The organism is Streptomyces sp. NPDC014870 (assembly GCF_043081505.1).
Taxonomy (GTDB): domain Bacteria; phylum Actinomycetota; class Actinomycetes; order Streptomycetales; family Streptomycetaceae; genus Streptomyces.
In genome coordinates this window covers 351,738-378,480 of sequence record NZ_JBIBWQ010000009.1, presented here as the reverse complement: position 1 = coordinate 378,480, position 26,743 = coordinate 351,738, and the positions used below count along the sequence as shown (strand labels likewise).

Below are 26,743 nucleotides of genomic sequence, written 5' to 3'. Positions count from 1 at the left end.
GAGCGGGCCGTGGGCGCGGGCAGTCTCCCCTTCGGGAGCGCCTGGGCGGGAGGAGGCACGGCGGGCTTCATTGCGCGAGCGTCGCAAGCGCGTCTGAATGGCTGGTAACGAGGACATGTCGTGCCGGAATCGGGGGCGGGGCCCCTGAAGGGCCCCACCGGCCGATTTTCCGTGGCCTGATTCGTACGGTACGGGTTCGGGCCGCGCCCGTACATGCCGGGCGCGGTGGCCGGGCGCGCCGGACGAGCGTGCCGGGCGGGGCGGCGACCCGTGCCGGGCGGGCGCTAGCCGTGCCGGGCGGGCCCGCTAGCCATGCCGGCGGCGCAGGATCCGGAAGGCGGCGAAGAGCGCGAGCGCGGCGAGGGCGAGGCAGACGCCCGTCTCGATGAGCTGGAGAGGCCAGTACTGCGAGACCGGGTGGTAGTCCGCGAAGTGGCTGGTCACGCTGACGTCGCTGCGGCACAGGGCCGGGTTGACGGGCTCGGAGCAGTACCAGCCCTCCAGGCGCGCGCCGGTGTCGGTGAGCAGCCCGGAGTCGCCGGGGGCGGCGCTCTCGGGGATGAGGGCCACGATCCCGTCGCCCGCGGTGAAGTCCGCGGTGGCGGTCCGGACGGGCAGCCACTCCCAGCGGAGACCGTTCAGGGCCAGCAGGACGGCGCCGGTGACGACCCCGGAGGCGGCCATGGCGACGACGGTACGGCGGATCAGCTGGCCGAGCACGGCGCCGATCCCCAGGGCGAGCAGGACGTGGGCGACGAGGACGGGGCCCGAGGCGTCGAAGACGCCCTGGTCGTACCACTGGAAACGGAAGGATCCGGCGACGCCGCCCCAGCCGAGCCGGAACGCGCCGACCAGCACGAGCGTGCCCACGACCGTGACGACGCCCGCGACCAGCAGCTTCGACGCCAGCCAGCGGGTCGGTGTGACGGACTGGGTCAGGGCGAGCTTGTACGTCCCCGATTCCAGCTCGCGGGCGATCAGCGGGCCCGCGACGAACACGGCGACGAGGAGGGGGAGGAAGTGGAGCGTGGTGGCGGCCAGGTCCATGGCGGCGCGCAGCGGCCCGTGGCCGGGGTCGTCGAGGCCGACCGCGCGGGAGTCCCAGAAGCGGACCCAGGCCATGGAGGCAAGACCCAGCACCACGGCGCCGCCCGCGAGCCTCAGCGCCTTGCGGTGCTGCCGGACCGTCACCCAGTACGGACCCTTCAGGGGCAGGCTGCTCATGCGGAGGCTCCTTCGGTGGTCGTCCCGGCGGTCTTCGACGCGCGGAGGTGGGCGAGGAGGAGGTCCTCCAGGGTGGGCTGGGTGGTCTCCCAGGCGCCCTCGACGCGGCCCTCGCGGCGTACCAGGGCGGTGAGCTGACGGCCCGTCGTGCGGGAGTCGATCACCGTGTGCGGGGCCAGGTCGGCGACCGGGCCGCGCAGGAGCACGTGCGCGCCGAGGAGGTCGTCGATCGCGCCGTCGAGCCGGACGCGGCCGTCGGCCACGAACAGCAGGTGGTCGCAGGCGCCCTCCAGCTCGGTGAGGACGTGCGAGGACATGACGACGGTCGTGCCGCGCTCGGCCGCGTCGGCCATCAGGACGCCCATGAGTTCGTGCCGGGCCAGCGGGTCGAGGTCGGCCATCGGCTCGTCCAGGAGCAGGAGTTCCGGGCGCTTGCCGAGGGCGAGCGCGAGGGCCACCCGGGTGCGCTGTCCGCCGGAGAGGGAGCGGATCTTGGCGCCCGGGTCCAGCGGGCCCGCGGCGACGACGCGGTCCGCGATCGACGCGTCCCAGCGGCCCGGGTTGAGCTCCTGCCCCATCCGCAGCGTCTCGGCGATCGTGAGCTGCGGGTAGAGCGGCTTGTCCTGGGCGACGTACGCGAGCCGCTCGCGCTCCGGGGCCCGGACGGTGCCCTCGGTGGGCCTGAGCAGGCCCGCCGCGAGGGCCAGGAGCGTGGACTTGCCGGCGCCGTTGGGGCCGACGAGCGCGCAGATCCGGCCGGCGGGGAGGGCGAAGGAGCAGTCCTTCAGCGCCCAGCGGCCGCCGCCCCCTCCGCCGTACCGCTTGCCGAGGCCCTCGGTGCTCAGGGCCGTACCACTGGTCATGCGTCCCCCTCGAAGAATTCCTTCAGTACGGAAGTGAAGAGCGCGGCCACGTCCTCGCGCTCCAGGCCCTCGGTGCGGGCCCGGCGCGCCCAGTCGGCGAGTTCGCCGCGCAGCGGCGACTCGGCGGGGGCGGCTCCGAGCGTGGCCCGGACGAAGGTGCCCAGGCCCCTGCGCGCCTCGACGAGGCCGGCGCGCTCCAGTTCGCGGTAGGCCTTGAGGACCGTGTTCGGGTTGATGGCCGTCGCCTCGACGACCTCGCGCGCGGTGGGCAACTTGTCCCCCGGTTCCAACAGGCCCATACGCAGAGCCTGTTCGGTCTGCTGGACGATCTGGAGGTAGGTGGCGACCCCGCTGCGCCGGTCGATCCGGTATTCGAGCACGTTCCCTTCCACCACCCTTTCACTAATCAAGTAGTGAAAGGGTGGTGGAAAGAAGGGGGCGGTGTCAACCGCCCCCTCCCGAAACCCGGTTCAGGACTCCGTTCGGTACATCAGGTCCACCTCGTGCGTCACGAACCCCAGCCGCTCGTAGACCGTCACGGCCGCCGTGTTGTCCGCGTCCACGTACAGCATCGCCGTCGGCAGCGCCTGCGCCGCGAGGTGCCGCAGGCCGATCGCGGTCAGCGCCTTGCCGAGGCCGCCGCCCTGGGCGTCGGGCAGGATCCCGACCACGTACACCTCGCCGAGCTGCTCCTCGGCGTGGGTCTTCGTCCAGTGGAAGCCGATCAGCCGGCCGTCCTTCTCCGCGAGGAAGAAGCCCTTGGGGTCGAACCACGGCTCCGCCGTCCGGTCGTCCAGGTCCCGCTGGGTGAGCGAGCCCTGCTCCGGGTGGTGGGCGAAGGCCGCCGCGTTCACGGCCAGCCAGGCCGCGTCGTCCTGACCGGGCACGAAGGTGCGGACCGTGACGCCCTCGGGCAGCACCGGCTCGGGGATGTCGAGCGGGACCAAGGGGCGGCGCAGCTGGCGCAGTTCGCGGAACAGGGTCAGGCCGAGGACCTGCGCCAGGTGCCGGGCCGCCGACTTCCCGCCGTGCGCCCACACCCGCAGCCGCTTGCCCGAGGCGCCGAGCAGCGCGGTGCCGAGCGCCCGCCCGTGCCCCCGGCCCCGGTGCGACGGATGGACGACCAGCTCGGCGGCCGGGGCCTCCACGGGATCGGTGTCCTCCAGTTGGGCGTAGCCGTAGAGGTTCGAGCCGACGGTGAGCAGGAAGTGCCGTACACCCTCGCGCCGCCCGTGCCGGAGATAGAGCCGCCCCTGCTCGGACACGGCATGCACGCCGTCCGCACGGTCGGCCGCCTCCAGCAGGTCGAGGACGTCGCTCACCTGCTCGGCCGAGAGCTCGTCGAGAGTGTGGATCTGCCGGCCGGGTTCGAGGGCCGGTGCCGCGTCAGGAGTCATGATGCGAGCCTACGGAATCAACCTAGTTGTAACCCGGTACCCCCTGTTGCGCTACGCGCGTTGACTCTAGGCTGCGCTGGCACGATCAGCAGTCGAATGAGCAGTCGAGTGGCGCCGCACAACGGGGCGCGGGGACAAGGGGAGCGATGGCAGCGACAGCGAAGAAGAAGAGGGCGGCGGGGCGGATACTCGCCGTCGGCGCGGGGCTCGCCACCGTCGGTGCGCTCGTGGCCGCGCTGCCCGCGGGCGCTTCGGGGACGAAGAGTGACGGCCGTGGGCAGGGCAACGGGTACGGCTACGGGCGCTACGTCGACGTGCAGCTGCTCTCCTTCAACGACCTGCACGGGAACCTGGAGCCCCCGACGGGCTCGGCAGGACGGGTCACCCAGATCCAGCCCGACGGGACGACGAAGACCATCGACGGTGTCGGTGGCGTCGAGTACCTGGCCACGCACCTGCGTGAGGCCCGCAAGGGCAACCCGTACTCCGTGACCGCCGCCGCCGGTGACATGATCGGCGCCTCTCCGCTGATCTCCGGGCTCTTCCACGACGAGCCGACCATCGAGGCGCTGAACAAGCTGAAGCTCGACGTCAGCTCCGTCGGCAACCACGAGTTCGACGAGGGCGCGCGCGAGCTGGCCCGGATGCAGAACGGCGGCTGTCACCCGACCGCCGGCTGTTTCGAGGAGGGCAAGCGCTTCAAGGGGGCGAAGTTCCCCTACCTCGCGGCCAACGTGACCGACGAGAAGACCGGGCGCCCGATCCTGGACCCGTACTTCATCTGGGAGCGCAACGGGGTCAAGGTCGGCTTCATCGGCGTGACCCTGGAGGGCACCGCCGACATCGTCTCCGCCGAGGGCATCAAGGGCCTGAAGTTCGGCGACGAGATCGAGGCGATCAACAAGTACACCAAGGTCCTGGAGCGCAAGGGCGTCAAGTCCATCGTCGCGCTGCTGCACGAGGGCGGTGTGCCGGCCTCGGGCTCGTACAACTACGACTGCGACAGCCCCGGCCCCGGTGACGGCATCTCGGGCCCGATCGTCGACATCGCGAAGAACGTCAGCCCGCAGGTCGACGCCATGGTGACCGGCCACACGCACCAGGCGTACGCGTGCACCATCCCGGACCCGTCCGGCAAGCCGCGCACGGTCACCTCGGCGGCCTCCTTCGGCAAGCTGTACACGGACACGACGCTCACCTACGACCGTCGTACGAAGGACATCGTCCGTACGGCCGTCTCCTCCGCGAACCACGTCGTCACCCGTGACGTGCCGAAGGCCGCGGACATGACCTCGCTGATCGAGCGCTGGAAGACGCTGGCCGCGCCGATCGCGAGCCGTCCCGTCGGCTACATCTCCGGTGACATCGACAACCCGTTCGAGGCGCCCGAGAAGCCGCTCGGCAACCTGATCGCCGACGCGCAGCTGGAGGGCATGGCCCCGGCCGACAAGGGCGGCGCGCAGCTGGCGCTGATGAACCCGGGCGGCGTGCGCGCGCCGCTGGTCCACAAGGCGTCGGCCGGTGAGGGCGACGGCGTGGTGACCTACGGCGAGGCGTACACCGTCCAGCCGTTCACCAACATGATGACCGCGGTCGACCTGACCGGTGCCCAGCTCATCACCGCGCTGCAGCAGCAGGTCAGCGGCCCGAACCAGGCCGCCCCGAAGATCCTGCAGGTCTCGAAGGGCTTCACCTACACCCTGGACCTGACGAAGACCGGCGCCGACCGGATCGTGGTGTCCTCGGTGAAGCTGAACGGCGAGGCGATCGACCCGTCGAAGACCTACCGGGTCGCGATGAACGAGTTCCTGGCCGGTGGCGGTGACGGCTTCGCCGTCCTGAAGGAGCACAAGAACAAGCTGGTCGGCGCCTCCGACCTGGACCTGTTCACCGCCTACCTCGGTGCCCACTCCTCGGCGGGCGCCCCGCTGGCCCCGCCGGCGACGGGCCGGATCACGGTCGTCAAGTGACCGTCGTCAAGTAACTCCGCGACGCCCGGGGCGGTGGATCGTTTCTACGGTCCGCCGCCCTTTCGTCGTTCTCTCGGCACCCGCACCTCTGGCGTTGCTTGACGCGTACGCGTCATACTCCGCGCATGGACCGACGACGCTTTCTCGCGGGAGCCGCAGCAGCCGGTGCCGTCCTCCTGGTGGGAGCCCCGCCCGCGCGGGCGCTCAGCACCCAGGACTGGATGGCCGGCCACGGCGACCCCACCCCGCTCCAGAAGCTCACCATCCCCGGCACCCACGACTCCGGCGCCCGCTTCGGCGGCCCCTGGGCCGAGTGCCAGAACACCACGATCGCCCAGCAGCTCGCCGCCGGCATCCGCTTCCTCGACGTCCGCTGCCGGGTCACCGGCGGCTCCTTCGCCATCCACCACGGCGCCGCCTACCAGAACATGATGTTCGGCGACGTCCTCATCGCCTGCCGGGACTTCCTCGCCGCCCACCCCTCCGAGACCGTCCTCATGCGGGTCAAGCAGGAGTACTCCTCCGACTCCGACGCCACCTTCGGCGCGGTCTTCACCGACTACCTCGACAACCGCGGCTGGCGTTCCCTCTTCCGCATCGGCGACACCGTGCCCACCCTCGGCGAGGCCCGCGGCCGGGTCGTCCTCATCGCCGACAACGGCGGACTGCCCGGCCTCAAGTGGTGGGACGGCGGGGCCATCGCGATCCAGGACGACTGGAACGCCCTGCCGAACGCCAAGTACCCGAAGATCGAGGCGCACTTCCGCAAGGCCGCCGAGCAGCCCGGCAAGCTGTACATCAACTTCGTCTCCACCTCGGCCTCACTGCCGCCGCGCTGGAACTCCGACAACCTCAACCCGCGCGTCCACGGCTTCCTCGACGGTACGGCGAACGGCTGGAAGGGCCTCGGGATCGTCCCCATGGACTACCCCAACACCCGCTCAGGCCTGGTCGAGTCCCTCATCCGCCACAACTGACGGCGGGGGCGTCGGTGCCCCCGGCAGTCGCAGGACCGCCGCCGTGCCGCCGCCCTCCGCCGCCGTCAGCTCCACCGTGCCGCCGGCCTGCTGCACCGTACGGGCCACGATCGAGAGGCCGAGCCCCGAGCCGGGCAGGCTGCGGGCCGACGGAGAGCGCCAGAAGCGGTCGAAGACATGCGGGAGTTCCTCGGGCGCGATCCCCGGACCGTGGTCGCGGACCGTCAGCTCGCCGCGCATCAGCCGCACCTCGACCGTCGCCCGCGGCGGCGAGAACTTCACCGCGTTGTCCAGGACGTTCACCAGCGCGCGCTCGAGACCGGCCGGCTCGGCCCGGACGTACCAGGGCGCCAGCTCCGTGACGAAGGTCAGCTCGGGTCCGCGCAGCCGCGCCCGGTCAAGGGCCGAGCGCAGGATCGTGTGCAGCGGTACGACCTCCAGCGGTCCGGGCTGCGCCGCGTCCGGGCGGGCCAGCTCCTGCAGGTCGCCGATGAGCGCCGCGAGCTCCGTCATCTGCGCCTTCACCGACGCCATCAGCGCCCGCCTGTCCTCCGCCGGCAGGGCGCGGCCGGTCTCCTCACTGCGGGCGAGCAGTTCGACGTTGGTACGGAGGGAGGTCAGCGGCGTCCGCAGCTCGTGGCCCGCGTCCGCGATCAGCTGCGCCTGCCGGTCACGGGAGACCGCGAGCGCCGCCGTCATCGCGTTGAAGGAGCGCGAAAGACGGGCGATCTCGTCCTCGCCCTCGGCCGGGATGCGGACCGTGAGGTCCTCCGTCGCGGCCACGTGCTCGACCGCGTCGGTGAGCCGGTTCACCGGTTCGAGCCCGGTCCGCGCGACCCACAGTCCGGCCGCGCCCGCGCCCACGACACCGATCCCGGAGACCAGGAGCAGCACCCAGCGCAGCGTGGCCATCGAGTTGTCGATCTCGGACAGCGGGCGGGCGACGGAGACGCCGACCACGTCCTGGAAGGCGGGCTGCCGGTAGGTGTAGACCCGCATCTCGGTGCCGTCCTCGGCGTTCGCGGTGTGCAGCGAGTCCGGCAACTGTCCGCGCGCCACCGCCAGGTCGCCCGCCTGCACCGGAATCGGCGAGGGGCCGTACGTGCACGCCTTGCCGTTGCTCAGCACGATCTGGACCGTGGCCGTGTAGGAACCGGTGAGCTGGACCGGCGAGTCGTCGCCGCGCGCGCAGGCAAGCGACAGGGCGGTCACCGAACGTTCGTCGACCTTGATGCTGCGCAGCGAGGAGTCCAGCTCGGCCTCGAGCTGCGCCCGCGTCACGAACCAGCACGCCAGCGACACCGCCGCCACGGCCAGGGCGACCGCCGTCGCCGTCAGCAGCGCGAGCCGGGACCGCAGGGGCCGCGACCGGAACCACGACACAGGACCACTCACTCAGGACCCCCACCGCGCAGCACGTAGCCCACGCCGCGCACGGTGTGCACGAGACGCGGTTCGCCGCCCGCTTCCGTCTTCCGCCGCAGATACATCACGTACACGTCGAGCGAGTTCGAGGACGGCTCGAAGTCGAAGCCCCAGACCGCCTTCAGGATCTGCTCGCGGGTCAGCACCTGGCGCGGGTGCGCCAGGAACATCTCCAGGAGCGTGAACTCCGTCCGCGTCAGCTCCACCGCGCGGCCCGCCCGCGTCACCTCGCGGGTCGCCAGGTCCATCCGCAGGTCCCCGAAGCGCAGGCTGTCGTCGCCGTCGGCCGGGGCCCCGGCGGCGCTCGCGTACGAGCTGCGCCGCAGCAGCGCCCGGATCCGGGCGAACAGCTCGTCCAGCTCGAAGGGCTTCACCAGGTAGTCGTCGGCGCCCGCGTCGAGCCCCGTCACCCGGTCGCCGACCGTGTCCCGCGCGGTCAGCATCAGGATCGGCACGGTCGAGCCGGACGCCCGGATCCGCCGTGCCGCCGTCAGCCCGTCCATCCGGGGCATCTGCACGTCGAGCACGACGAGATCGGGGGCGTACGACTCCATGCGGGCGAGCGCGTCGACTCCGTCGACGGCCTCCTCCGTGCCGTACCCCTCGAACGCGAGGCTGCGGCGCAGCGCCTCCCGTACGGCGGGTTCGTCGTCGACGATGAGGATGCGGTCGCCTGCGTTCTCCGGGCCAGTCATGGTGTCAGCGTCGCACGCGTTCAGTTCGAACCGCCGTCGCGGAGGCTGTCGAGGTCGGCCTTGAGGGTGTTCACGGGGATCGCGAATCCGAGCCCGACGCTGCCGGCCGAAGAACCGTTCGAAGAACTCGGCGCATACATGGCCGAATTGATTCCGATGATCTCGCCGTTCATATTGATCAGCGCGCCGCCGGAATTCCCCGGGTTCAGCGAGGCGTCCGTCTGGATCGCCTTGTACGTCGTCTTCGACGAACCGGTGTCGCCGTTGAACTCCTGACCGCCGAACTCGAAGGGCCAGCCCTGGCGCGGGTCGTACTGCGGGCGCTGCTGCTGGTCCTGGCCCTCGTCCTTGGCGACGGTGACATCACGGTCGAGCGCGGAGACGATGCCGCTGGTGACGGTGCCGGTCAGGCCCTCGGGGGAGCCGATCGCCACGACTTCGTCGCCGACCTTCACCTGGTCGGAGTTCCCGAGCGTGGCCGCCTTCAGGCCGGACGCGCCCTCCAGCTTGATCAGCGCCAGGTCCTTGTCGGGGTCGGTGCCGACGACCTTCGCCGGGTACGTCTTGCCGTCGGACAGCCGCACGCTGATCTCGGAGGCGCCCGAGATCACGTGGTTGTTGGTGACGACCTCGCCGTCGCCGGTGATGATCACGCCGGAGCCGGTGGACTTGCCCGAGGTCGAGCTCGCGGAGATCTCCACGATCGAGGGGGAGACCGCCTCGGCGACCCCGGCGACCGTGCCCTTGCTGCTCGCGGTGACGTTCGTGCCGCTGACGCCGCCCGCGACGGGGGTGCCGTCCTCGGTCAGCTGCTGCACGAGGGTGGCGGCGCCGCCACCGACCGCCGCCGCGGCGATGGCGACGGCGGCGATGAGCCCCACACCCCGCTTGGCCCGCCGGCGCGGGGCCGGGGCGCCGGCGTGGGACGGCGGTGCCGCGGGCGGCACGGGAGGCATGTGGCCCCCGGACGGCCAGATCGTCGTACCCGGGTCGGTCGTGACCGGCTGCGTGGGGTCGTACGGAGGACGCGGTGGGTAGTACGGCTGCTGCGGCTGCTGCTGGAAGTCCGTCATGGCTCTGACTCTCGGAGCCGAACATGAGAGCACCCTGAGGACGACCTGAGAAGCCCGACAGAACCCTGTATGCCCGATATAAAGGCCGGAGGGGTGTGGGTCGGGAGGGGTGCGTCAGCCGCCGTCGCAGCCGCAGGAGCGGCGGACCACGAGCGCCGACGGGAACAGCTTGACCCGCTCGCGCTTCGACCCCGCCACCCGCAGCCCGTCGTCGAGGACGAGGTCCACCGCCGCCCGGGCCATCGCCGGACGGTCCGAGGAGATCGTCGTCAGCGGCGGATCCGTCAGCGCCGCCTCCTTCACGTCGTCGAAGCCCGCCACCGCGAGCTCCGTCGGCACGTCGATCCGCAGCTCCCGCGCCGCCCGCAGCACACCGAAGGCCTGGTCGTCCGTGGAGCAGAAGATGGCCGGCGGCCGATCGGGGCCCGAGAGCAGCTTCAGCGCGACCTGGTAGGCGTCGTAGCGGTTGTACGGGGCCTGGAAGAGCCGGCCCTCGATCGAGCGGCCGGACTCCAGCATCGCGCGCCGCCAGCCCTCCTCGTGGTCCGCGACCGGGTCGCCGACCGCCGGGGTGTTCGGCACGCCACCGAGACAGGCCACGTACTCGTGCCCGTGCTCCAGGAGGTGGCGGGTGGCGAGCTGCGCGCCGCCGATGTCGTCCGTGACGACCGCCACGTCGTCCAGCGCCTCGGGCCGCTCGTGCAGCAGCACCACGCGCGCGTCCCAGGCCTCGATCTCGCTCGCGGCCCGCTCGCTCATGCCCTGGCTGACCAGGATCAGACCGGAGACCCGCATCCCGAGGAAGGCGCGGAGGTAGTGGACCTCGCGCTCGTCGCGGTAGTCCGAATTGCCGACCAGGACCATCTTGCCGCGCTCGGCGGCGGCCTGTTCGACCGCGTGCGCCATCTCGCCGAAGAACGGCTGGCGCGCGTCCGGGACGATCATGCCTATGAGATCCGTACGGCGGGACGCCATGGCCTGTGCCACCCGGTCCGGGCGATAGCCCAGCTCCTTGATGGCTGCGAGTACACGCTCGCGCGTGGCCGGGGCGACCGGCCGGGGTCCGTTGTTGATCACGTAGCTCACGACGGCGGTCGAAGTACCCGCCAGTCGCGCTACGTCATCCCGCGTCACCTTGGCCACGCGCGGCAGTCTACGCGGGGTGACCTACCTACCGGCAGGTCGCACTGTGGCCTCTGCCACGTTCCTGTCCCCCGAAGGGGTGTCATCGCGCGTGGTGGCCTTGACCCGGGCCTCTTCCTTCGCCCGCGCCTCCTCGGCCGCCCGCTCCACCTTCTCGGGCGTGACGAACCGGTATCCGACGTTACGGACGGTGCCGATCAGCGACTCGTGCTCGGGTCCGAGCTTGGCGCGAAGCCGCCGCACATGGACGTCGACCGTACGGGTGCCGCCGAAGTAGTCGTACCCCCAGACCTCCTGGAGGAGCTGGGCGCGGGTGAAGACCCGGCCCGGGTGCTGCGCGAGGTACTTCAGGAGCTCGAACTCCTTGAAGGTCAGATCCAGGACCCGGCCCTTGAGCTTGGCGCTGTACGTCGCCTCGTCCACCGAGAGATCGCCGTTGCGGATCTCCATCGGGGAGTCGTCGGCGACGATCTGCTGCCGCCCCATCGCGAGGCGCAGCCGCGCCTCGACCTCGGCAGGTCCCGCGGTGTCGAGCAGCACGTCGTCGATGCCCCAGTCGGCGGTGACGGCCGCGAGGCCGCCCTCCGTGACGACGAGGATCAGCGGACAGCCGGGCCCCGTGGAGCGGAGCAGCTGGCAGAGGCTGCGGACCTGCGGGAGGTCCCGCCGGCCGTCGACCAGGATGACGTCCGCCCCGGGGGTGTCCACCAGGGCGGGGCCCTCGGCGGGGGCCACCCGCACGTTGTGCAGCAGCAGGCCGAGGGCGGGAAGCACCTCGGTCGACGGCTGGAGGGCGTTGGTGAGGAGCAGCAGAGAACTCATCGCACCCCACCTGCCCGCACCGTCGGCCGCGCTGTCGGTCGGGTCGTCGCTCGGTCGTGCTCGGTTCGCTCGTCCATGACGTCGGTTCCTCCTCGGTCCCTGCGAGGACTACTGCGGCACTTGCTCACAGCTGCATCACTGCTGGCTCTCGCGCCCTGAGAGCTTTTGTTCATCCATCCGTAACAACGGGCGGAAAACGCAAAAGGACCCGGGGGCTGCGTCGCCCGGATCCTCTGGCAAGCAGAATAGCCCACATGAGTTCCGAGGCAGAGGGCCGATTTCACATCGTGGATGTCTTCTCGACCACATCCGGATCCCAGCGTGCCACTTTGCTCACCGGGGACGGTGTCCGTATCGAGGCCGTTTACGAACCGTGTACGCGCGGTGTCACCGATACGGCCGTCGTCCTCGCCCACGGGTTCACCGGGTCGGCCGACCGGCCCGCAGTCCGCCGCGCCGCCCGGGCCCTCGCCGAACACGCCGCCGTCGTCACCTTCTCCTTCCGGGGACACGGCCGATCGGGTGGCCGCTCCACCGTCGGCGACCGCGAGGTCCTCGATCTGGCGGCCGCGGTCCGCTGGGCCCGTGACCTCGGCCACGCGCGCGTGGCGACCGTCGGCTTCTCCATGGGCGGCTCGATCGTCCTGCGCCACGCCGCCCTGGAGCGGGACACCGGCGGCCACGCGGACGCCGTCGCGGCCGTCAGCGCGCCGGCCCGCTGGTACTACCGGGGCACGCCCTCCATGCGCCGCGTCCACTGGGTGATCACCCGCCCCATGGGCCGCCTCGTCGGGCGCTACGGGCTGCGGACCCGCATCGACCACCGGGACTGGGACCCCGTACCGCTGTCCCCGGTCGAGGCGGCCCCGCTGATCGCGCCGACCCCGCTGCTGATCGTGCACGGCGACCGCGACCCGTACTTCCCCGTCGACCACCCGCGGACGCTCGCGGCGGCCGCCGGGTGCGAGCTGTGGCTGGAGCCCGGCATGGGGCACGCGGAGAACGCGGCGGACGAGCAGCTGCTGAGCCGTCTGGGGGACTGGCTCACGCGCGGATAGCCCATCATGGACAGCGGCGCGCACACGAACGAAGGGAGCGCCGCTATGGCAGCGGGAACCATCCGCTACTGGGCCGCGGCCAAGGCCGCCGCCGGTGTCGCCGAGGAGCCGTACACCGCCGAGAACCTGGCCGAGGCGCTGGACGCCGCCCGCGCGAAGCACCCGGGCGAGCTGGTCCGCGTACTCCAGCGGTGTTCGTTCCTCATCGACGGTGACCCCGTCGGGACCCGCGCGCATGAGACCGTACGCCTTGCCGAGGGCGGCACGGTCGAGGTGCTCCCGCCGTTCGCAGGAGGGTGAACCGCACAGCATGAGCAGCGATCAGCAGCAGCCGTACGACCCGGGCTCGGGGTACGACCCGTACTACGGGAACCAGCGGCCGTACGGGGAGCAGTCGCCGCCGTACGGGCAGCAGGAGTACGGACAGCAGGAGTACGGGCAGCAGCACGGGAACCAGCAGCAGGACCCGCATGTCACGCAGACGTGGGAGGGCCAGACCTGGGACACGCAGTACCAGCCGGTGGTCCAGCAGCCCGCGCCCGCGTCGCAGCCCTTCGCCGGCGACACCGCGTACCTGCCGCCGCAGCCCGCCGCGCACCCGCTGCCCGAGGAGACGCCGGTGGCAGCGCCGGCGGCAGCGTCCGATGCTCCCGCCGCCGGGCCCGAGTGGTCCTCGCCCACCACCTCCGGCCACACCCGCCTCACCGACGCCCAGCGGGCGCGGGCCGAGGGCCGGTCGCCGATCATCCCGCCCGGGATCCAGCCGGCCGCGCTCACCGCCGGTCTCGGCGCCCTGCTCGCCGGCGGCGCCGCCCTCGGCCCGTACGGGCTGCTCCTCCCGCTCGTGCTGCTCCAGGCCGTCACCGCGGCCGGCTGGTTCCGGCTCAACGGCATGTGGCCGGCCCGGCAGGGCATCGCCCTCGCCTTCGCCGGCGGCCTGACCGCCGACGTCGTCCTGCTCGCCGCCGGCCGGGAGAACGCGCCCGCCGCGATCATGGGCACCCTCGGCGTGTGGGTGCTGCTGACCCTCGTCCTCCAGCTGCGCAGCCACGCGGACCCCGACGAGCGGATGTACGGCCTGATGGCGACGGTCGCCTCCGCCGCGCTGACGATCGTCGCCGCGGGCCACCTCGGCGCCGCGCCCGACGCCGTCGTCGTCGGCGGCCTCGCGGTCGCCGCCGCCGTCGTCGCCCGCGCCCTCCCGCTGCCCGGCGCGGCCTCCGTGGTCGTCGCGCTGCTCGCCGCCGCGGGCGCCGGGATCGCGGCCGGCACCCTCACGGACCTGGGCACCTCCGGGGCCCTGCTCGGCCTCGGGGCCGGGGTGTGCGCGCTGGTCGGCCTGCGGGCCGCGAGCTACGACTACCCGTCGCGGTTCGTCCACATGACCGCGGGCGTCGCCCTTCCGCTGACGTTGGCGGCCCCGGCCGTCTACCTGCTCGGCCGCGCGCTCGCCTGACCCACCCAGCCATTTGTTCGGGAACCATCCGGCCCCACGACACGTCGATCTTCGTGTCGGGGGCCGGAGTCGTTTTTCAAGGGGGGCGAGCAGACCGTGCGAGCACTGCGCGTATTGCTGATCGTGGCCGTGGTCCTCGGCGGGATCTTCGTGGGCGTCGACCGCCTCGCGGTCTCGTACGCCGAGTCGGAGGCCGCGGGCAAGGTGCGCCTCGGGCCCGCGCGCGCCGCCTCGACGGAGGTCGACATCAAGGGCTTCCCCTTCCTGACCCAGGTCATGGACAAGCGGCTCGACGAGGTCGACGTGGTGGTGACCGGTGTCGAGGCCACGGCCGGCGACAAGAAGATCCGGATCACCGAGATGCAGGCCGACCTGCGCGACGTGACCGTGAACGACGCCTTCACGAGCGCCCGCGCCCGCAGCGCGACCGGCACGGCCTTGATCTCGTACGCGGACCTGACGGCGGCCGCCGACCGTGACGTGAAGATCGCCTACGGGGGCAACGGCAAGCTGAAGGTCACCGGTGGTGTCCAGGTCCTGGGCCGCACCCTCACGCGGAGCGTCGTCTCCTCGGTGACCCTGGTGGACGGCGACACGATCCGGGTGCGCGCGGACGCGGTGCCGGGCGAGGGCATCCCGGGCCTGGAGTCCCTGGTCCGCAAGCGGACCGACTTCGACCGCGAGATCGGCGGCCTCCCGGCGGGCATGAAGCTGGACCGGATCGAGGCCCGCGAGGACGGCGTGGTGATCGGCGTGACGGGCACGGACGTGACCCTGGCGGGCTGACGCCCGGTCCTTACGGGCTGACGCCCGGCCCTGGCGGGCAGACACTCGGCACTGGCGGCGGGCTGACGCCCGGTCGGCCCCTCCCGGGATCGCCTTTCAGGCCCCCTGGCCACATATTGAGACACCCTGGTCCGCCCCGCAGAAACATCGCTCTCCCGGGCCCCTCGAAAGCGGGCCGAGGACCCCGTTCCCCGCGATCGCGTCCCGCATCTCGGACGATCGCGTCTCAAAATACGACACACCGGTGACACGGCGGCCTGTCCGTCCCTACGATCGTGGGCATGAAGCGACAGGCGGATCTCACGAAGCGGCGGGCAGTAGACCTGTGCCGCATCGCCGCCATGCTCTGTCGCTCTGTCTGAGCGGGACCCCGAGTCCCGTATTCCTCAGGCCCTTCGACCTCCGGTCGGGGCCGCACCTCGCGAAGCCGTACGCCCGCAATGCCGCGTACCCGCAACCGCACCCGCATGAACACCGCCGAACACTGCCCCGGAGGAGAAACAGCATGAGCCGCAGCGACGTCCTGGTAGACGCCGACTGGGTCGAGGCGAACCTCGACAACCCGCAGGTTGCCGTCGTCGAGGTCGACGAGGACACCTCGGCGTACGAGAAGAACCACATCCGCAACGCGATCCGGATCGACTGGACCAAGGACCTGCAGGACCCGGTCCGCCGTGACTTCATCGACCAGGAGGGCTTCGAGAAGCTCCTCTCGGCCAAGGGCATCGCGAACGACACCACGGTCGTCCTCTACGGCGGCAACAACAACTGGTTCGCCTCCTACGCCTACTGGTACTTCAAGCTCTACGGTCACCAGGACGTGAAGCTCCTCGACGGCGGTCGCAAGAAGTGGGAGCTCGACTCCCGCGACCTGGTCGCCGAGGTCCCCTCCCGTCCGGCCACCGAGTACAAGGCCAAGGCCCAGGACACCTCCATCCGTGCCTTCCGTGACGACGTCGTCGCCGCGATCGGCGCGCAGAACCTGGTCGACGTCCGGTCCCCCGACGAGTTCTCCGGCAAGCTGCTCGCGCCGGCGCACCTCCCGCAGGAGCAGTCGCAGCGCCCCGGCCACGTGCCGAGCGCCCGCAACATCCCGTGGTCGAAGAACGCCAACGACGACGGCACCTTCAAGTCGGACGACGAGCTCAAGGCCCTCTACGAGGACGAGCAGGTCGATCTGGCGAAGGACACCATCGCCTACTGCCGCATCGGTGAGCGCTCCGCGCTGACCTGGTTCGTGCTGCACGAGCTGCTCGGTGTCGAGAACGTCAAGAACTACGACGGCTCGTGGACCGAGTACGGCTCCCTCGTGGGCGTGCCGATCGAGCTCGGCGCCAACAAGTAAGACCTTCCGGACCCCTCCCCGGACCTCCCGACCGTAAGGACAGAAACATGTGTGGAGCGCAGCCCGGCGGCCCCGACGCCTCGACGATCAAGCCCGGTGAGACCACCATCCAGGGCTTCGTGACCAAGGACGGCGAGCCCGTCACCGGTTACGTCCGCCTCCTGGACTCGACCGGCGAGTTCACCGCCGAGGTCCCCACCTCCGCGACCGGCCAGTTCCGCTTCTACGCGGCCGAGGGCACCTGGACCGTCCGCGCCCTGGTCCCCGGCGGCACCGCCGACCGCCAGGTCGTGGCCCAGAAGGGTGGCCTCGCGGAGGTCGCCATCGCGGTCTGACACCGCACAGCGGCCTGGCGCCGCACCGCTGAACCGGCCGAAGGGCCGTGCCTCCTGGGGGGTTGGACGCTTTCCCGGACTCGAGGCACGGCCCTTCGGTCTGCCCGGACGCTCCTCCCGGGCCTACGCTTGAGGTATGTACGCGCGACGGCGGCATGTCTACTTCTGGATGATGGGCATCTGCCTGGTGCTCTTCGTCGGGGCATGGGGCGTCGTGCGGCTCTTCTCGATGCCCGTGGCGATCGGGATGTGCGTCGTCGCCATGGTCATCCCGCCGGTCGCCGCGATGATGGCGAACCGGCGGGGACCGGAGGACCGGTGGTGGGACGACCCGTCCGGGGATCCTCAGTCGGACGAGTGGTGGGACGAGCTCGACGGGAAGAAGCGCCGGGAGCGGTGACCGGGCGTTGGCCCCTTCGTCGGCTCAGTAGACGAGTGCCTGGGTCTCGTCCGCCATGGCCTCCTGGACGAACACCTGGGCGCCCGCGATGCGGACGCCGTCCAGGACGTCCTTATCCGTGATCTCGCGGCGGGCCGCGCACTGGGTGCAGAGCGTGATGCGGCCGGCCGCCAGGATCGAGTCGATGAGGTCCGGAAGCGGCGCCGCGTGCGGGAGTTCGAACTCGGCCGCGCGGCCCGGGAGCGCGAACCACGACGACTCGCCGGTCAGCCAGAGCGAGACCTCCACCCCGCTGGCGACGGCGACGGCCGCCACCGTGAAGGCCTGGGAGCAGCGTTCGGGGGCGTCGGCCCCGGCGGTCACCTTGATCACGAGCTTCTTCGCCATATACCGAACTGTAATGCGGATCCCTGCAACCCCATGCATCACTCACGTGTCTGCTGTGTGCACGGATATCGGAATCCGTCATTCAGGTCTCGTGGGGGGACCCCTTGGAAGCCATCGAAGTACCGGCCGACGCGACACCGCCGCGTCGGCGTCGCGTCGCGCGGACGGTTGGGCTGATCGCCGTCGCTGCCGTCCTCGGCCTGGTCGGCGGCACCGCCGTCGGCTACGGCATTCAGGCCGATCGTGAACCGACACCGCTGCCCGCCCTGAACCAGCCCGGCCTCGCCTACCCGAAGCCGCTGCCCGCGGGGCAGAAGCCCGCGGCCCTGCCCGCCTCCGAGGACCGCAAGGTCAAGACGGACGGCGACCTGCGCAAGCTGCTCGTGCCGAAGCCGGCGGGGTCGAAGAAGACGGAGTTCGGGGACGACGACGGCTGGGTCACCGTTCCCCAGTACGCCGACGAGTTCAACAGCCCCGGTAGCGCGCTGAGCAACGAGCTGGAACGGGGCATCCGGCGCATCGCCTCGACGTCGTGGCAGACGGGCAAGTACCGCATCACGTCGATCCGCCTGGTGCAGTACCGCTCCAACGACGAGCTCGGCGCCCAGGAGCACGCCGAGGGGCAGATGGACTACATGCCCGACGAGGACTACGCCCGCTCCGACGGCGAGGCGATCAAGGGCTCCGCCAACGGCCGGTACTACGTCTTCCCGGTGGAGCGGAAGGCGGGATACCTGGACCTGTACGAGGCCAGGGCCTACTTCTACCGCGGTGACGTCGTGGCCGAGATCTTCATCACCGACACCAAGAAGATCTCCGCGGCCGACATCCGGTCGCTGGCCGAGAAGCAGCTGGGGCGCCTGTGAGCGAGGACCTGAACACCGTGACCGAGCCCGTGGCAGCCGAAGGCGTGGCCGTCGAGCCCGTGGCCGCCGAGAGTGTGGCCGAGCCCGCGGCCGAGAGCGCCGCGCCTCGCCGCAGGAGCAAGGTGCTGACCGTCGTCCTGCCCGCCGTCCTCGTCCTCGGGGCGATCGGCGGCGGCCTCACCTTCACCGGGCTCACCGTCAGCTCCGCCGACCGCACCGCGGAGACCATTGTCTGGGAGGACGCGGACTCGCCCAAGAAGGCGGAGGATCCCGCCTCCCGCGAGGTGGGGTACGGCAAGGCGTCGACCCCGCTGAGCAAGCTGCTCCTGCCGGTGCCCCAGGGGTACGAACTCGGCCCCGACACCGAGTCGTACGGCAACGACGACGAGGTGGGCGCGGAGGAGGCCACCGCCCTCATGAAGGAGGAGGGCAAGGGGCTCTCCGGCAAGAAGCGCCGCGAGTACGAGAAGCGGGTCGACCAGCTCGGGATCAAGGGCATCGCGGTCCGCACGTTCGTCTCGGAGGACGCCGAGACGGTCGTGTACGTCCGGGTCATGCAGATGAAGGACAAGAAGCAGATCCGCGCGGCGTTCGAGCTCAAGAAGGACTTCTTCGAGTTCCTCGAACTCCCCAAGGGGCCGAAGATCAGCGGCCACAAGAACTCCGCCTGCTTCAAGTACCCGGAGGACAAGGACCTGGACAAGGAGGAGAAGGCCGAGCAGCTGAACCAGCTGGTCTGCTCGGCCTACGACGCCGAGGTCGAGGTCACGGTCATGGTCGCGGGCGCCAAGGGGTACCTCGACGAGGAGTCCGAGGTCTCCCAGCTCGTGAAGAAGCAGCTCGATCACATCAAGTCCCCGGGGGAGTACGTATGACGACCGAGCAGCAGACGGAGAAGGAGACGGAGAAGGAGGTGGAGACGGTGAAGGAGACGGGCACGGTGCCCGGACAGGCTTCCGCCCCCGTCGCCGAGGACCTGCCCGAGGAGCCCGCGCCCGAGGAGCCCGCGCCCGAGGCCGCCGCTGAGCCCGAGCCCGCCGTCGCCCCGGTCGCCACGGAGCCCGCCCCCGCCACCGAGCCCGAGGCCGTCACGGAGCCCGCCCCCGCCGCCGAGCCCGTCCCCGCTCCCGTGCCCGCTCCCGCCCCCAAGCGGTCCCGTAAGCCGGTGCTCTGGGCCGTCGCCCGGTGGACCGCCGCCGTGCTCGTGTGCGGCGGTGTCGGAGCCGGGGCCACGGCCGGGATCACCGCCCTGGACCGTACCGACGTGCCCGGTCTCGCGACCGAGAGCGACGGGCGCTGGGCGTACCCGGAGCTCAGCCTGCCCGCCCTCCCCGCGGGCGCGCCGCAGCCCTTCACGCACGGGAACACCGGCGAGATCCACCACGCCGACCTGCGGAAACTCCTGCTGCCCGCGCCGGAAGGCGCCACCGTCGACCCGAAGCTGAACGGCGGCTGGGTCACCGTGGACACGTTCGCGTCCCAGTACCGCGCGGACGACCGGACCGAGGTGACCGAGCCGCTCGCCGAGTCCGCGCTGCGCCACATCGCCGCCCGGGGCTGGACGATGCCGGACGGTACGACGACCCGGATCCACCTGCTCCGGTTCAACTCGGTGGCCTTCGCGCAGGCGTTCAAGGACGAGGGCCTGGAGGGGAGCGCGTCCGGTGGCGCGCTCCTCGACGGCGTCGAGGGAGTGGAGATCGACAAGGATCTCCGCACCGAGGTGCAGGTGCCCGACACCGACCTGTACACCTACGTGGAACTGCCGCAGAACGCCGATCAGACCCGCTGGGCCTACATCCTGGCCGGTGACACGGTCGCCGTGATCACCCAGACCCGCAAGGGCGGGGCGTTCGAGGTCCCGTTCCAGCAGACCGTCGCGCTGCAGAACCAGCTCCTGGGCTGACCGTACGGCCGCCGGACCGCCCCGGCGCACCTCACAGAGAGGGCCGGGCCCCCGCAGACTAAGCTGGGGTCCGGCCCGTTCTGCCTTCACGCTCATCCGAGGAGCACCCGTGATCATCTTCTTCGAAGTTCTCCTGGCCCTGGTCTGTGTCGCCGTGCTCGCGTTCACCGGTCTGGCCGTGAAGAAGCTGTACCAGGGCCAGCGCTGACCACTTCGAAACCCGACGCTACGGAACGACAGAGCTGCTCATGATCGAGATCCCGTCCGACCTCAACCCGGACCTCGTCCCCCTCGCGTTCCTGCTCGGAACGTGGGAAGGCGCCGGCGTGGCCGACTTCCCCGGTGCCGAGAAGTGCAACTTCGGGCAGTCCGTGACCTTCAGCCACGACGGCCGGGACTTCATCGAGTACCACTCCCACTCGTGGGTGCTCGACAGTGAGGGCAAGCAGGTCCGTCCGCTGGAGAGCGAGAGCGGCTTCTGGCGGATCGACAAGGACCGCAAGGTCGAGACCGTCATGGTCCGCGACCAGGGCATCGTCGAGATCTGGTACGGCGAGCTGGCCGACAAGAAGCCGCAGATCGACCTGGTCACGGACGCCGTGGCCCGTACCGCGGCCTCCGGCCCGTACAGCGGTGGCAAGCGGCTCTACGGCTACGTCAAGGGCGACCTGATGTGGGTCGGCGAGAAGGCCACCCCCGAGGTCCCGCTCCGCCCGTACATGTCGGCGCACCTGAAGAAGGTCGTCACGCCCGAGGAGGTCGCCGAGATGGCGCGCAACCTCGGCGACCTGCCGGACGACGGCATCGCCTTCTTCAAGTAGGCCCACGAGACCAGTCGTGATTCCGCCACGCCCTCCTACACTGGGGGGCGTGGTGAGCACCGACTGGAAGAGCGACCTGCGGCAGCGCGGCTACCGGCTGACGCCTCAGCGCCAGCTTGTCCTGGAGGCCGTGGACACGCTGGAGCACGCGACGCCCGACGGCATCCTGGGCGAGGTCCGCAAGACGGCCTCCGGGGTGAACATCTCCACCGTGTACCGGACCCTGGAGCTCCTGGAGGAGCTGGGTCTCGTCTCGCACGCCCACCTCGGGCACGGGGCGCCGACGTACCACCTCGCCGACCGGCACCACCATCTCCACCTGGTCTGCCGGGACTGCACGAACGTCATCGAGGCGGACGTCGAGATCGCCGCCGGCTTCACCTCGAAGCTGAAGGAGACCTTCGGCTTCGAGACGGACATGAAGCACTTCGCGATCTTCGGCCGCTGTCAGGACTGCTCGAAGAAGGACAGCGGTACGCAGTCGTAGCGCAGTCGTAGGCTTGCCCCTATGAAGAGCCCTGTGGTGAAGAGCCCGCTGCTGTCCCTGCCCGGCGCCGTTCCCGCCGAAGGCCGCGACGAAGGCATCGCCGCGCACTACGGCGATCTGTTCCGCGAGCAGCGCGCCCTCGCCGCCGGTGACGGTTTCGTCGACCTCTCGCACCGCGGTGTCGTCACCGTCTCCGGCGACGACCGGCTGAGCTGGCTGCACCTGCTGCTCACCCAGCACGTCAGCGAGCTGCCGGTGGGTGTGGCCACCGAGGCGCTGATCCTCTCCGCGAACGGCCACATCGAGCACGCGCTCTACCTCGTCGACGACGGCGAGACGGTCTGGGCGCACGTCGAGCCCGGTACGCAGGACGAGCTCATCGGCTATCTGGAGTCGATGAAGTTCTTCTACCGGGTCGAGGTCGCCGACCGTACGGACGACTTCGCCGTCGTCCACCTCCCGGCCGGCTCCATCGCCGAGGTCCCGGTGGGTGTGGTCGTACGGGAGACCCCGCACGGCCGCGACCTGTTCCTGCCCCGCGAGGGCCTGGAGGGCTTCGCCGGTACGCACGGGCCCGCTGCCGGGATCCTCGCGTACGAGGCGCTGCGGATCGAGGCGCACCGGCCCCGGCTCGGCTTCGAGACCGACCACCGCACCATCCCGCACGAGCTGGGCTGGATCGGCAGCGCGGTGCATCTGCAGAAGGGCTGCTACCGCGGTCAGGAGACCGTCGCCCGCGTCCACAACCTGGGGAAGCCGCCGCGCCGGCTGGTCTTCCTGCACCTGGACGGCAGCGAGGTGCACCTGCCGGGCCACGGCACCCCGATCCGGCTCGCGGCGGACGGCGCCGACGGGCGTCAGCTGGGCTTCATCACCACCTCGGGCCGCCACCACGAGCTGGGGCCGATCGCCCTCGCGATGGTGAAGCGGAACGTGCCCGTCGACGCGGAGCTGATGGCCGGGGAGACGGCCGCCGCGCAGGAGACCGTCGTCGAGCCGTAGGCCGCGCCGCGAGGCCGGTCAGACCTCCAGGAGCACCGTGAACGGGCCGTGATTCGTGAGCGAGACGCGCATGTCCGCTCCGAACCGGCCCGTCTCCACATGCGCGCCCAGCTCCCGCAGCCGGGCGACGACCTCGTCGACGAGCGGCTCGGCGACCGGTCCTGGCGCCGCCGCGTTCCAGGTGGGCCTGCGGCCCTTGCGGGCGTCCCCGTAGAGGGTGAACTGCGAAATCACCAGCAAGGGCGCATTGATGTCCGAACAGGATTTCTCTCCCTCCAGAATCCGGACGGACCAGAGCTTTCGGGCAAGTTGCGCCGCCTTCTCCGGTGTGTCCTCGTGGGTCACTCCCACCAGCACACACAGCCCCTCGCCGACGATCTCGCCGACGGTCTCGCCTGCGACGACGACGCTCGCGCCGTCCACTCTCTGCACCACTGCACGCATACAGACCAACCTACAGACCGGCGCATAGGGGCTGAACGGGTGCAGAGCGCCTGCACGTGCACCTGCGGGAGTGGCACCATGCCTGTCAGGCGGTGCGGTTCCGCGCCGGTCGAGGGGACGATTCACATGAGTGCACCTGGCGCCGGGCAGACGCCGGCCCGATTCGGTTCCGGAGTGGGCGTGCGTCCGCCCGTGCAGCGGACGGCCGAGCCCGCGCTGCCGACGCGGCCGCAGCCCGACCTGGCCGCGCTGCGGCTGCCGGAGTTGCGCGCGCTGCGCCGTGACGCGCAGGGCGAGGAGGCCGACCTCAGCTACGTACGGCGGATGCTGCAGGGCCGTATCGACATCCTGCGGGCCGAGCTGGCCCGGCGGACGGATCCGGAGTCACCGGTCCTCGACCGGCTGTCGGAGATCCTGGCGGACGTGCCCTCGCGGCGGGCCGTCTCGGCGCGGCACGTGACGCTGTCGACGCCCCGCAGCGAGGAGTACCGCCAGCTGGTGGCGGAGATGCTGTCGGAGGTCGAGCTGTCCGACCTCGGGGCGCGGACCGACGACGAGCTGCACGCGGCGATGGGCCGGCTCGCGGGGTACGAGCAGCAGATCTCGCGGCGGCGGCGCGAACTCCAGGGGACGGCGGACGACTGCAGTGCCGAGATCACCCGCCGCTATCGGGAGGGCGAGGCCCAGGTCGACGACCTGCTGGCCTGAGCCGTCGACCGGTCGGCCCGAGCCGCCGACCGGCTTCGGGTGGTGTCGACCGGTCCCGACCACCCGCGCCCCGGTGAAAACTGGGGTGCGGGTGGTCGGGTGGGCGCCATAGCCTCGCCGGTATGACTCTTGAGGTGCGCCCCGTGGGCGAGTCCGAGCTGGGTGATTGGCTGCGTGCGCTCAAGACCGGGTTCATGCGGCCACCCCTCGTCACGGACGAGGAGGTCGAGCAGCGGCGCTCGCACTTCGACCTGTCCCGGACGCTCGGGGTCTTCGACCGCGGCCGGATCGTCGCCACCTACCGCACGTTCACGCAGGAGCTGTCCACGGTGGGCGGCGGCTCGCTCGTCGCCGACGCCGTCAGTCAGGTGACCGTCTCGCCCTCCCACCGCAGGCGCGGTGTGCTCAGCCGGGTGATGGCGGGGGACCTCGCCGCCGCGAAGGAGCGGGGTGACGCCGTCGCCTCGCTGATCGCCGCCGAGTACCCGATCTACGGGCGGTACGGCTTCGGCCCCGCGGCCTGGACCACCGAGTGGTCCGTCGACGTGACCCGCGCCGGCCTCGACCCGCGCCGCACCGGGCAGCCCGATGACGGCGGGACGGTCGAGCTGTCCGACGGCGCCGAGATCCGCAAGATCGGCCCCGAGGTACACCGCCGGCTCGCCCGCGTCCGGGCAGGCGTCCCGAACCGCGACACCCGGGGCTGGGAGCGGGGTACGGGCGTGGGCTTCCAGGCCGAGCCGTGGACGGAGCCCTTCTACGCCGTCCACCGCTCCGCGTCCGGCGAGGTCGAGGGCTTCGCCGCGTACCGCTCCGACGACAAGTGGGACGACGCCAAGCAGCCGGTCAACACCGCCTCCGTCCGGGACCTGATCGCCTGCACCCCGGCCGCCGAGCGGGCCCTCTGGCAGTACCTGTGCTCCCTCGACTGGGTGACCACGGTCCGCTCCGGCTACCGCGCCCCCGACGACGTCCTTCCGCTGCTCCTGCCCGACCCGCGGGCCGCCCGGGTGGTCAGCCACGCCGACATGCTGTGGCTGAGGGTCCTGGACGTCGCCAAGGTCCTTCAGGCGCGTACGTACGCGAGCTCCGGCAGCCTCGTCCTGGAGGTGCGGGACGAGGCGGGGCTCGCCGGCGGGCGCTACCGGCTCGACGCCTCCCCGGCGGGCTCGGAGGTCTCCCGTACCACCGAGTCCGCCGATCTCGCCCTGGACGTCGCCGAGTTGGGCAGGCTCTCGCTCGGTGACGAGTCGGTCGTACGCCTTGCGGAGCTGGGCCGGGTCGAGGAGCTCACGGCCGGCGCGGCCGTCCGGGCGGACGTGCTGCTGCGGGCCGCGCGCCGGCCGTGGTGCCCCGACATCTTCTGACGGCCGCCCGGTTCGCTTCGTACGGCCGCCCGGTTCACCGCGTCCGGCGTCGGAACAGCGCTCCGGACGCGGCGACCGCCACGAGCAGGATCCCGGTGCACCACGCGAGCGCGATCCAGGGGGTGTTGCCCACCGGCTGGTCGAGCAGCAGTCCGCGCATCGACTCGATGAGCGGTGTGACGGGCTGGTGTTCGGCGAAGCCGTGGAGCCAGCTCGGCATGGTCTCGATGGGGACGAACGCGCTGCTCGGGTAGGGCAGGAACATCATGAAGAAGGTGATCGCGCCCGCCGCCTCCGGGGTGCGGGCGAGCAGCCCGGCCGCCGCCGCGAACCAGGAGATCGCGGTGATGAAGGCGATGAGCAGCCCGAGCGCGGCGAGCCAGCCGAGCGGGGTCGCGGTGGGCCGGAAGCCGATCGCGAAGGCCACGCCGAAGACGAGCGCGGTGGCGACGAGGTTGCGGGCGACGCTGGCGCCGACATGGCCGGCGAGGATCGGCGTGCCGCCGATGTCGAGCGAGCGGAACCGGTCGATGATCCCGCCCTTCATGTCCTCGCTGACGGCGACGCCGGTGCCGGCGGAGCCGAAGCCGGAGCAGAGGATGAGGACGCCGGGGACGACGTAGGTCACGTAGCGGGTGCCGGTGTCGATGGCTCCGCCGAAGAAGTAGACGAAGACCAGCATCAGGATGATCGGCAGCATCATCGAGGTGATGACGGCGTCGATGTTCCGGCGGCCGAGGCGGAGCCCGCGGCCGGTCATCGTCAGGGCGTCAGACACGGGCGTCGACATGGGTGGGCTCCTTGGGGCCGGACGGGGCGGTGGGCTGGGCGGCGGTCTTTTCCGTGAGGGCGAGGAAGACGTCGTCGAGGGTCGCGTCGCGCACCGTGAAGCGGACGACGTCGGCGCGGTCGGGGTCGAGGCCGTCGAGGAGCGCGCGGACGTGCGCGGCGCTGCCGTCGGTGGCGAGGCCGAGGGTGAGGGCCTCGGGTTCGTGGTGGACGGCCCGGTCGGCGAGCCTCAGGTAGGCGTCCCGGTCGCGCAGTACGAGGTCGAGGCGGTGGTCGGCGAAGCGGGCCTTCAGGGCCTGCGCGGTGCCCTCGGCGACGACCCGCCCGGAGTCCATGACGGCGATGCGGTCGGCCAGTCGGTCGGCCTCCTCCAGGTACTGGGTGGTGAGGAAGACGGTCGTACCGCTGTCGGAGAGGGCGCGGACGATCTCCCAGAGCTCCTTGCGGCTGCGCGGGTCGAGGCCGGTGGTCGGCTCGTCCAGGAAGATCACCGAGGTCTCGCCGGGGTCGCGGACGAGGCCCGCGGCGAGGTCGAGGCGGCGGCGCATGCCGCCCGAGTACGTCTTGGCCAGGCGGCGGCCGGCGTCGGTGAGGCGGAAGCGCTCCAGGAGTTCGGTGGCGCGCCGCTCGGCGGCCCGGCGGGAGAGCCCGGAGAGCCGGGCCATCATGCGCAGGTTCTCGGCGCCGGTCTGCATCTCGTCGACGGCGGCGAACTGGCCGGTGAGGCTGATGGCGCGGCGCACCCGGGACCGCTCGGTGGCGATGTCGTACCCGGCCACGCGCGCGTGGCCGGCGTCCGGCTCGGTGAGGGTGGTCAGGATGCGGACGGTGGTGGTCTTGCCGGCTCCGTTGGGGCCGAGCAGGGCGAAGATCGTGCCCTCGTCGACCCGGAGGTCGAGGGATCGGAGGACGGGGACGGTGCCGTAGGCCTTGCGCAGGCCGGTGGCTTCGATGGCCGGAGACATGGCTGTGCTCCTCTGAGGGCTCGCACGGCGCG

The 26,743-nt window shown here is 71.5% G+C and carries 30 protein-coding genes; 17 read left to right on the top strand and 13 right to left on the bottom strand.

Going from position 1 to position 26,743, the window contains the following annotated elements:
- Nucleotides 1-306: 306 nt before the first annotated feature.
- The 4 genes from ACF09C_RS26555 to mshD all read right to left on the bottom strand — a co-directional run bounded on the left by ACF09C_RS26555 (nt 307) and on the right by mshD (nt 3,484).
- Nucleotides 307-1,224 (bottom strand): ABC transporter permease subunit, encoded by a 918-nt coding sequence (locus ACF09C_RS26555; RefSeq protein ID WP_392094912.1) that lies wholly within the window; start codon nt 1,222-1,224, stop codon nt 307-309.
- The gene (locus tag ACF09C_RS26550) at nt 1,221-2,087 is read right to left on the bottom strand and encodes an ABC transporter ATP-binding protein (protein WP_392094910.1); all 867 of its coding nucleotides are present in this window, start codon (nt 2,085-2,087) and stop codon (nt 1,221-1,223) included. The genes ACF09C_RS26555 and ACF09C_RS26550 overlap by 4 nt, the downstream gene beginning before the upstream one ends.
- A complete protein-coding gene (locus tag ACF09C_RS26545) occupies nt 2,084-2,467 on the bottom strand; it encodes a GntR family transcriptional regulator (protein WP_392094981.1) in 384 nt (127 codons plus the stop codon). The genes ACF09C_RS26550 and ACF09C_RS26545 overlap by 4 nt, the downstream gene beginning before the upstream one ends.
- 90 nt (nt 2,468-2,557) lie before the next feature.
- Nucleotides 2,558-3,484: a mycothiol synthase gene (mshD, locus tag ACF09C_RS26540; protein ID WP_392094908.1), complete on the bottom strand. Its 927-nt coding sequence runs from the start codon at nt 3,482-3,484 to the stop codon at nt 2,558-2,560.
- Nucleotides 3,485-3,630: 146 nt separating this feature from the next.
- Between mshD and ACF09C_RS26535 the strand changes: the two genes are divergently transcribed.
- Nucleotides 3,631-5,454, top strand: a complete 1,824-nt coding sequence (locus ACF09C_RS26535; RefSeq protein WP_392094907.1) for a bifunctional metallophosphatase/5'-nucleotidase — start codon at nt 3,631-3,633, stop codon at nt 5,452-5,454.
- A gap of 125 nt (nt 5,455-5,579) precedes the next feature.
- The gene (locus ACF09C_RS26530) at nt 5,580-6,431 is read left to right on the top strand and encodes a phosphatidylinositol-specific phospholipase C (RefSeq protein WP_392094905.1); all 852 of its coding nucleotides are present in this window, start codon (nt 5,580-5,582) and stop codon (nt 6,429-6,431) included.
- Here the strand turns inward: ACF09C_RS26530 and ACF09C_RS26525 are convergent.
- The 5 genes from ACF09C_RS26525 to ACF09C_RS26505 all read right to left on the bottom strand — a co-directional run bounded on the left by ACF09C_RS26525 (nt 6,396) and on the right by ACF09C_RS26505 (nt 11,589).
- Nucleotides 6,396-7,814, bottom strand: a complete 1,419-nt coding sequence (locus ACF09C_RS26525; RefSeq protein WP_392094903.1) for a sensor histidine kinase — start codon at nt 7,812-7,814, stop codon at nt 6,396-6,398. The two genes, ACF09C_RS26530 and ACF09C_RS26525, sit on opposite strands and share 36 nt — an antisense overlap.
- Nucleotides 7,815-7,822: 8 nt before the next feature.
- On the bottom strand, nt 7,823-8,551 hold the full coding sequence (locus ACF09C_RS26520; RefSeq protein WP_392094902.1) for a response regulator transcription factor: 729 nt from the start codon (nt 8,549-8,551) through the stop codon (nt 7,823-7,825).
- A 20-nt stretch (nt 8,552-8,571) separates the two neighbouring features.
- Nucleotides 8,572-9,624, bottom strand: coding sequence for a S1C family serine protease (locus tag ACF09C_RS26515; protein ID WP_392094900.1), 1,053 nt, complete (start codon nt 9,622-9,624; stop codon nt 8,572-8,574).
- 114 nt (nt 9,625-9,738) lie between these two features.
- On the bottom strand, nt 9,739-10,767 hold the full coding sequence (locus ACF09C_RS26510) for a LacI family DNA-binding transcriptional regulator (protein ID WP_362007758.1): 1,029 nt from the start codon (nt 10,765-10,767) through the stop codon (nt 9,739-9,741).
- Nucleotides 10,768-10,791: 24 nt separating this feature from the next.
- Nucleotides 10,792-11,589 carry a response regulator transcription factor gene (locus ACF09C_RS26505; RefSeq protein ID WP_392094898.1) on the bottom strand — a complete coding sequence of 266 codons (798 nt, stop codon included), beginning with the start codon at nt 11,587-11,589 and terminating at the stop codon, nt 10,792-10,794.
- 254 nt (nt 11,590-11,843) lie between these two features.
- Here ACF09C_RS26505 and ACF09C_RS26500 point away from each other — a divergent pair, with 254 nt between their 5' ends.
- The 7 genes from ACF09C_RS26500 to ACF09C_RS26470 all read left to right on the top strand — a co-directional run bounded on the left by ACF09C_RS26500 (nt 11,844) and on the right by ACF09C_RS26470 (nt 16,969).
- Nucleotides 11,844-12,647 (top strand): alpha/beta hydrolase, encoded by an 804-nt coding sequence (locus ACF09C_RS26500; protein WP_392094896.1) that lies wholly within the window; start codon nt 11,844-11,846, stop codon nt 12,645-12,647.
- A gap of 45 nt (nt 12,648-12,692) precedes the next feature.
- Entirely contained in the window at nt 12,693-12,947 is a 255-nt protein-coding gene (locus ACF09C_RS26495) for a MoaD/ThiS family protein (protein ID WP_315896192.1), read from the top strand.
- Between the two features lie 10 nt (nt 12,948-12,957).
- Entirely contained in the window at nt 12,958-14,103 is a 1,146-nt protein-coding gene (locus ACF09C_RS26490; protein ID WP_392094893.1) for a hypothetical protein, read from the top strand.
- 96 nt (nt 14,104-14,199) lie between these two features.
- A complete protein-coding gene (locus ACF09C_RS26485; RefSeq protein ID WP_392094892.1) occupies nt 14,200-14,889 on the top strand; it encodes a DUF2993 domain-containing protein in 690 nt (229 codons plus the stop codon).
- A 505-nt stretch (nt 14,890-15,394) separates the two neighbouring features.
- Complete coding sequence (locus tag ACF09C_RS26480) at nt 15,395-16,234, top strand: sulfurtransferase (RefSeq protein WP_392094891.1); 840 nt, start codon at nt 15,395-15,397, stop codon at nt 16,232-16,234.
- Between the two features lie 47 nt (nt 16,235-16,281).
- Nucleotides 16,282-16,569, top strand: a complete 288-nt coding sequence (locus ACF09C_RS26475; protein WP_017242395.1) for a DUF1416 domain-containing protein — start codon at nt 16,282-16,284, stop codon at nt 16,567-16,569.
- A gap of 136 nt (nt 16,570-16,705) precedes the next feature.
- Entirely contained in the window at nt 16,706-16,969 is a 264-nt protein-coding gene (locus ACF09C_RS26470; RefSeq protein ID WP_362423667.1) for a DUF3099 domain-containing protein, read from the top strand.
- A 24-nt stretch (nt 16,970-16,993) separates the two neighbouring features.
- Here the strand turns inward: ACF09C_RS26470 and ACF09C_RS26465 are convergent, their stop codons facing one another.
- Nucleotides 16,994-17,356, bottom strand: coding sequence for a DsrE family protein (locus ACF09C_RS26465; protein ID WP_392094890.1), 363 nt, complete (start codon nt 17,354-17,356; stop codon nt 16,994-16,996).
- 104 nt (nt 17,357-17,460) lie between these two features.
- Here ACF09C_RS26465 and ACF09C_RS26460 point away from each other — a divergent pair, with 104 nt between their 5' ends.
- The 6 genes from ACF09C_RS26460 to ACF09C_RS26435 all read left to right on the top strand — a co-directional run bounded on the left by ACF09C_RS26460 (nt 17,461) and on the right by ACF09C_RS26435 (nt 22,438).
- Nucleotides 17,461-18,222 (top strand): hypothetical protein, encoded by a 762-nt coding sequence (locus ACF09C_RS26460; protein WP_392094889.1) that lies wholly within the window; start codon nt 17,461-17,463, stop codon nt 18,220-18,222.
- Nucleotides 18,219-19,097 carry a hypothetical protein gene (locus ACF09C_RS26455; protein WP_392094888.1) on the top strand — a complete coding sequence of 293 codons (879 nt, stop codon included), beginning with the start codon at nt 18,219-18,221 and terminating at the stop codon, nt 19,095-19,097. The genes ACF09C_RS26460 and ACF09C_RS26455 overlap by 4 nt, the downstream gene beginning before the upstream one ends.
- Nucleotides 19,094-20,128 carry a hypothetical protein gene (locus ACF09C_RS26450; RefSeq protein WP_392094886.1) on the top strand — a complete coding sequence of 345 codons (1,035 nt, stop codon included), beginning with the start codon at nt 19,094-19,096 and terminating at the stop codon, nt 20,126-20,128. The genes ACF09C_RS26455 and ACF09C_RS26450 overlap by 4 nt, the downstream gene beginning before the upstream one ends.
- 248 nt (nt 20,129-20,376) lie before the next feature.
- Nucleotides 20,377-20,949 carry an FABP family protein gene (locus tag ACF09C_RS26445; protein WP_362423682.1) on the top strand — a complete coding sequence of 191 codons (573 nt, stop codon included), beginning with the start codon at nt 20,377-20,379 and terminating at the stop codon, nt 20,947-20,949.
- A 49-nt stretch (nt 20,950-20,998) separates the two neighbouring features.
- The gene (locus tag ACF09C_RS26440; RefSeq protein WP_392094885.1) at nt 20,999-21,436 is read left to right on the top strand and encodes a Fur family transcriptional regulator; all 438 of its coding nucleotides are present in this window, start codon (nt 20,999-21,001) and stop codon (nt 21,434-21,436) included.
- A gap of 36 nt (nt 21,437-21,472) precedes the next feature.
- Nucleotides 21,473-22,438, top strand: a complete 966-nt coding sequence (locus ACF09C_RS26435; RefSeq protein WP_392094979.1) for a YgfZ/GcvT domain-containing protein — start codon at nt 21,473-21,475, stop codon at nt 22,436-22,438.
- Between the two features lie 18 nt (nt 22,439-22,456).
- Here ACF09C_RS26435 and dtd read toward each other — a convergent pair whose 3' ends face one another.
- The gene (gene dtd, locus ACF09C_RS26430) at nt 22,457-22,882 is read right to left on the bottom strand and encodes a D-aminoacyl-tRNA deacylase (protein WP_383167877.1); all 426 of its coding nucleotides are present in this window, start codon (nt 22,880-22,882) and stop codon (nt 22,457-22,459) included.
- Between the two features lie 126 nt (nt 22,883-23,008).
- Between dtd and ACF09C_RS26425 the strand changes: the two genes are divergently transcribed.
- Together ACF09C_RS26425 and ACF09C_RS26420 are read left to right on the top strand one after the other, a co-directional pair.
- Nucleotides 23,009-23,590 carry an ABC transporter substrate-binding protein gene (locus tag ACF09C_RS26425; RefSeq protein ID WP_392094882.1) on the top strand — a complete coding sequence of 194 codons (582 nt, stop codon included), beginning with the start codon at nt 23,009-23,011 and terminating at the stop codon, nt 23,588-23,590.
- A gap of 122 nt (nt 23,591-23,712) precedes the next feature.
- A complete protein-coding gene (locus tag ACF09C_RS26420; RefSeq protein WP_392094881.1) occupies nt 23,713-24,957 on the top strand; it encodes a GNAT family N-acetyltransferase in 1,245 nt (414 codons plus the stop codon).
- Nucleotides 24,958-24,991: 34 nt separating this feature from the next.
- Here the strand turns inward: ACF09C_RS26420 and ACF09C_RS26415 are convergent, their stop codons facing one another.
- Both ACF09C_RS26415 and ACF09C_RS26410 read right to left on the bottom strand, forming a co-directional pair.
- Nucleotides 24,992-25,747, bottom strand: a complete 756-nt coding sequence (locus ACF09C_RS26415) for an ABC transporter permease (RefSeq protein WP_392094879.1) — start codon at nt 25,745-25,747, stop codon at nt 24,992-24,994.
- Complete coding sequence (locus ACF09C_RS26410) at nt 25,728-26,711, bottom strand: ATP-binding cassette domain-containing protein (RefSeq protein WP_392094877.1); 984 nt, start codon at nt 26,709-26,711, stop codon at nt 25,728-25,730. The genes ACF09C_RS26415 and ACF09C_RS26410 overlap by 20 nt, the downstream gene beginning before the upstream one ends.
- Nucleotides 26,712-26,743 lie beyond the last annotated feature (32 nt).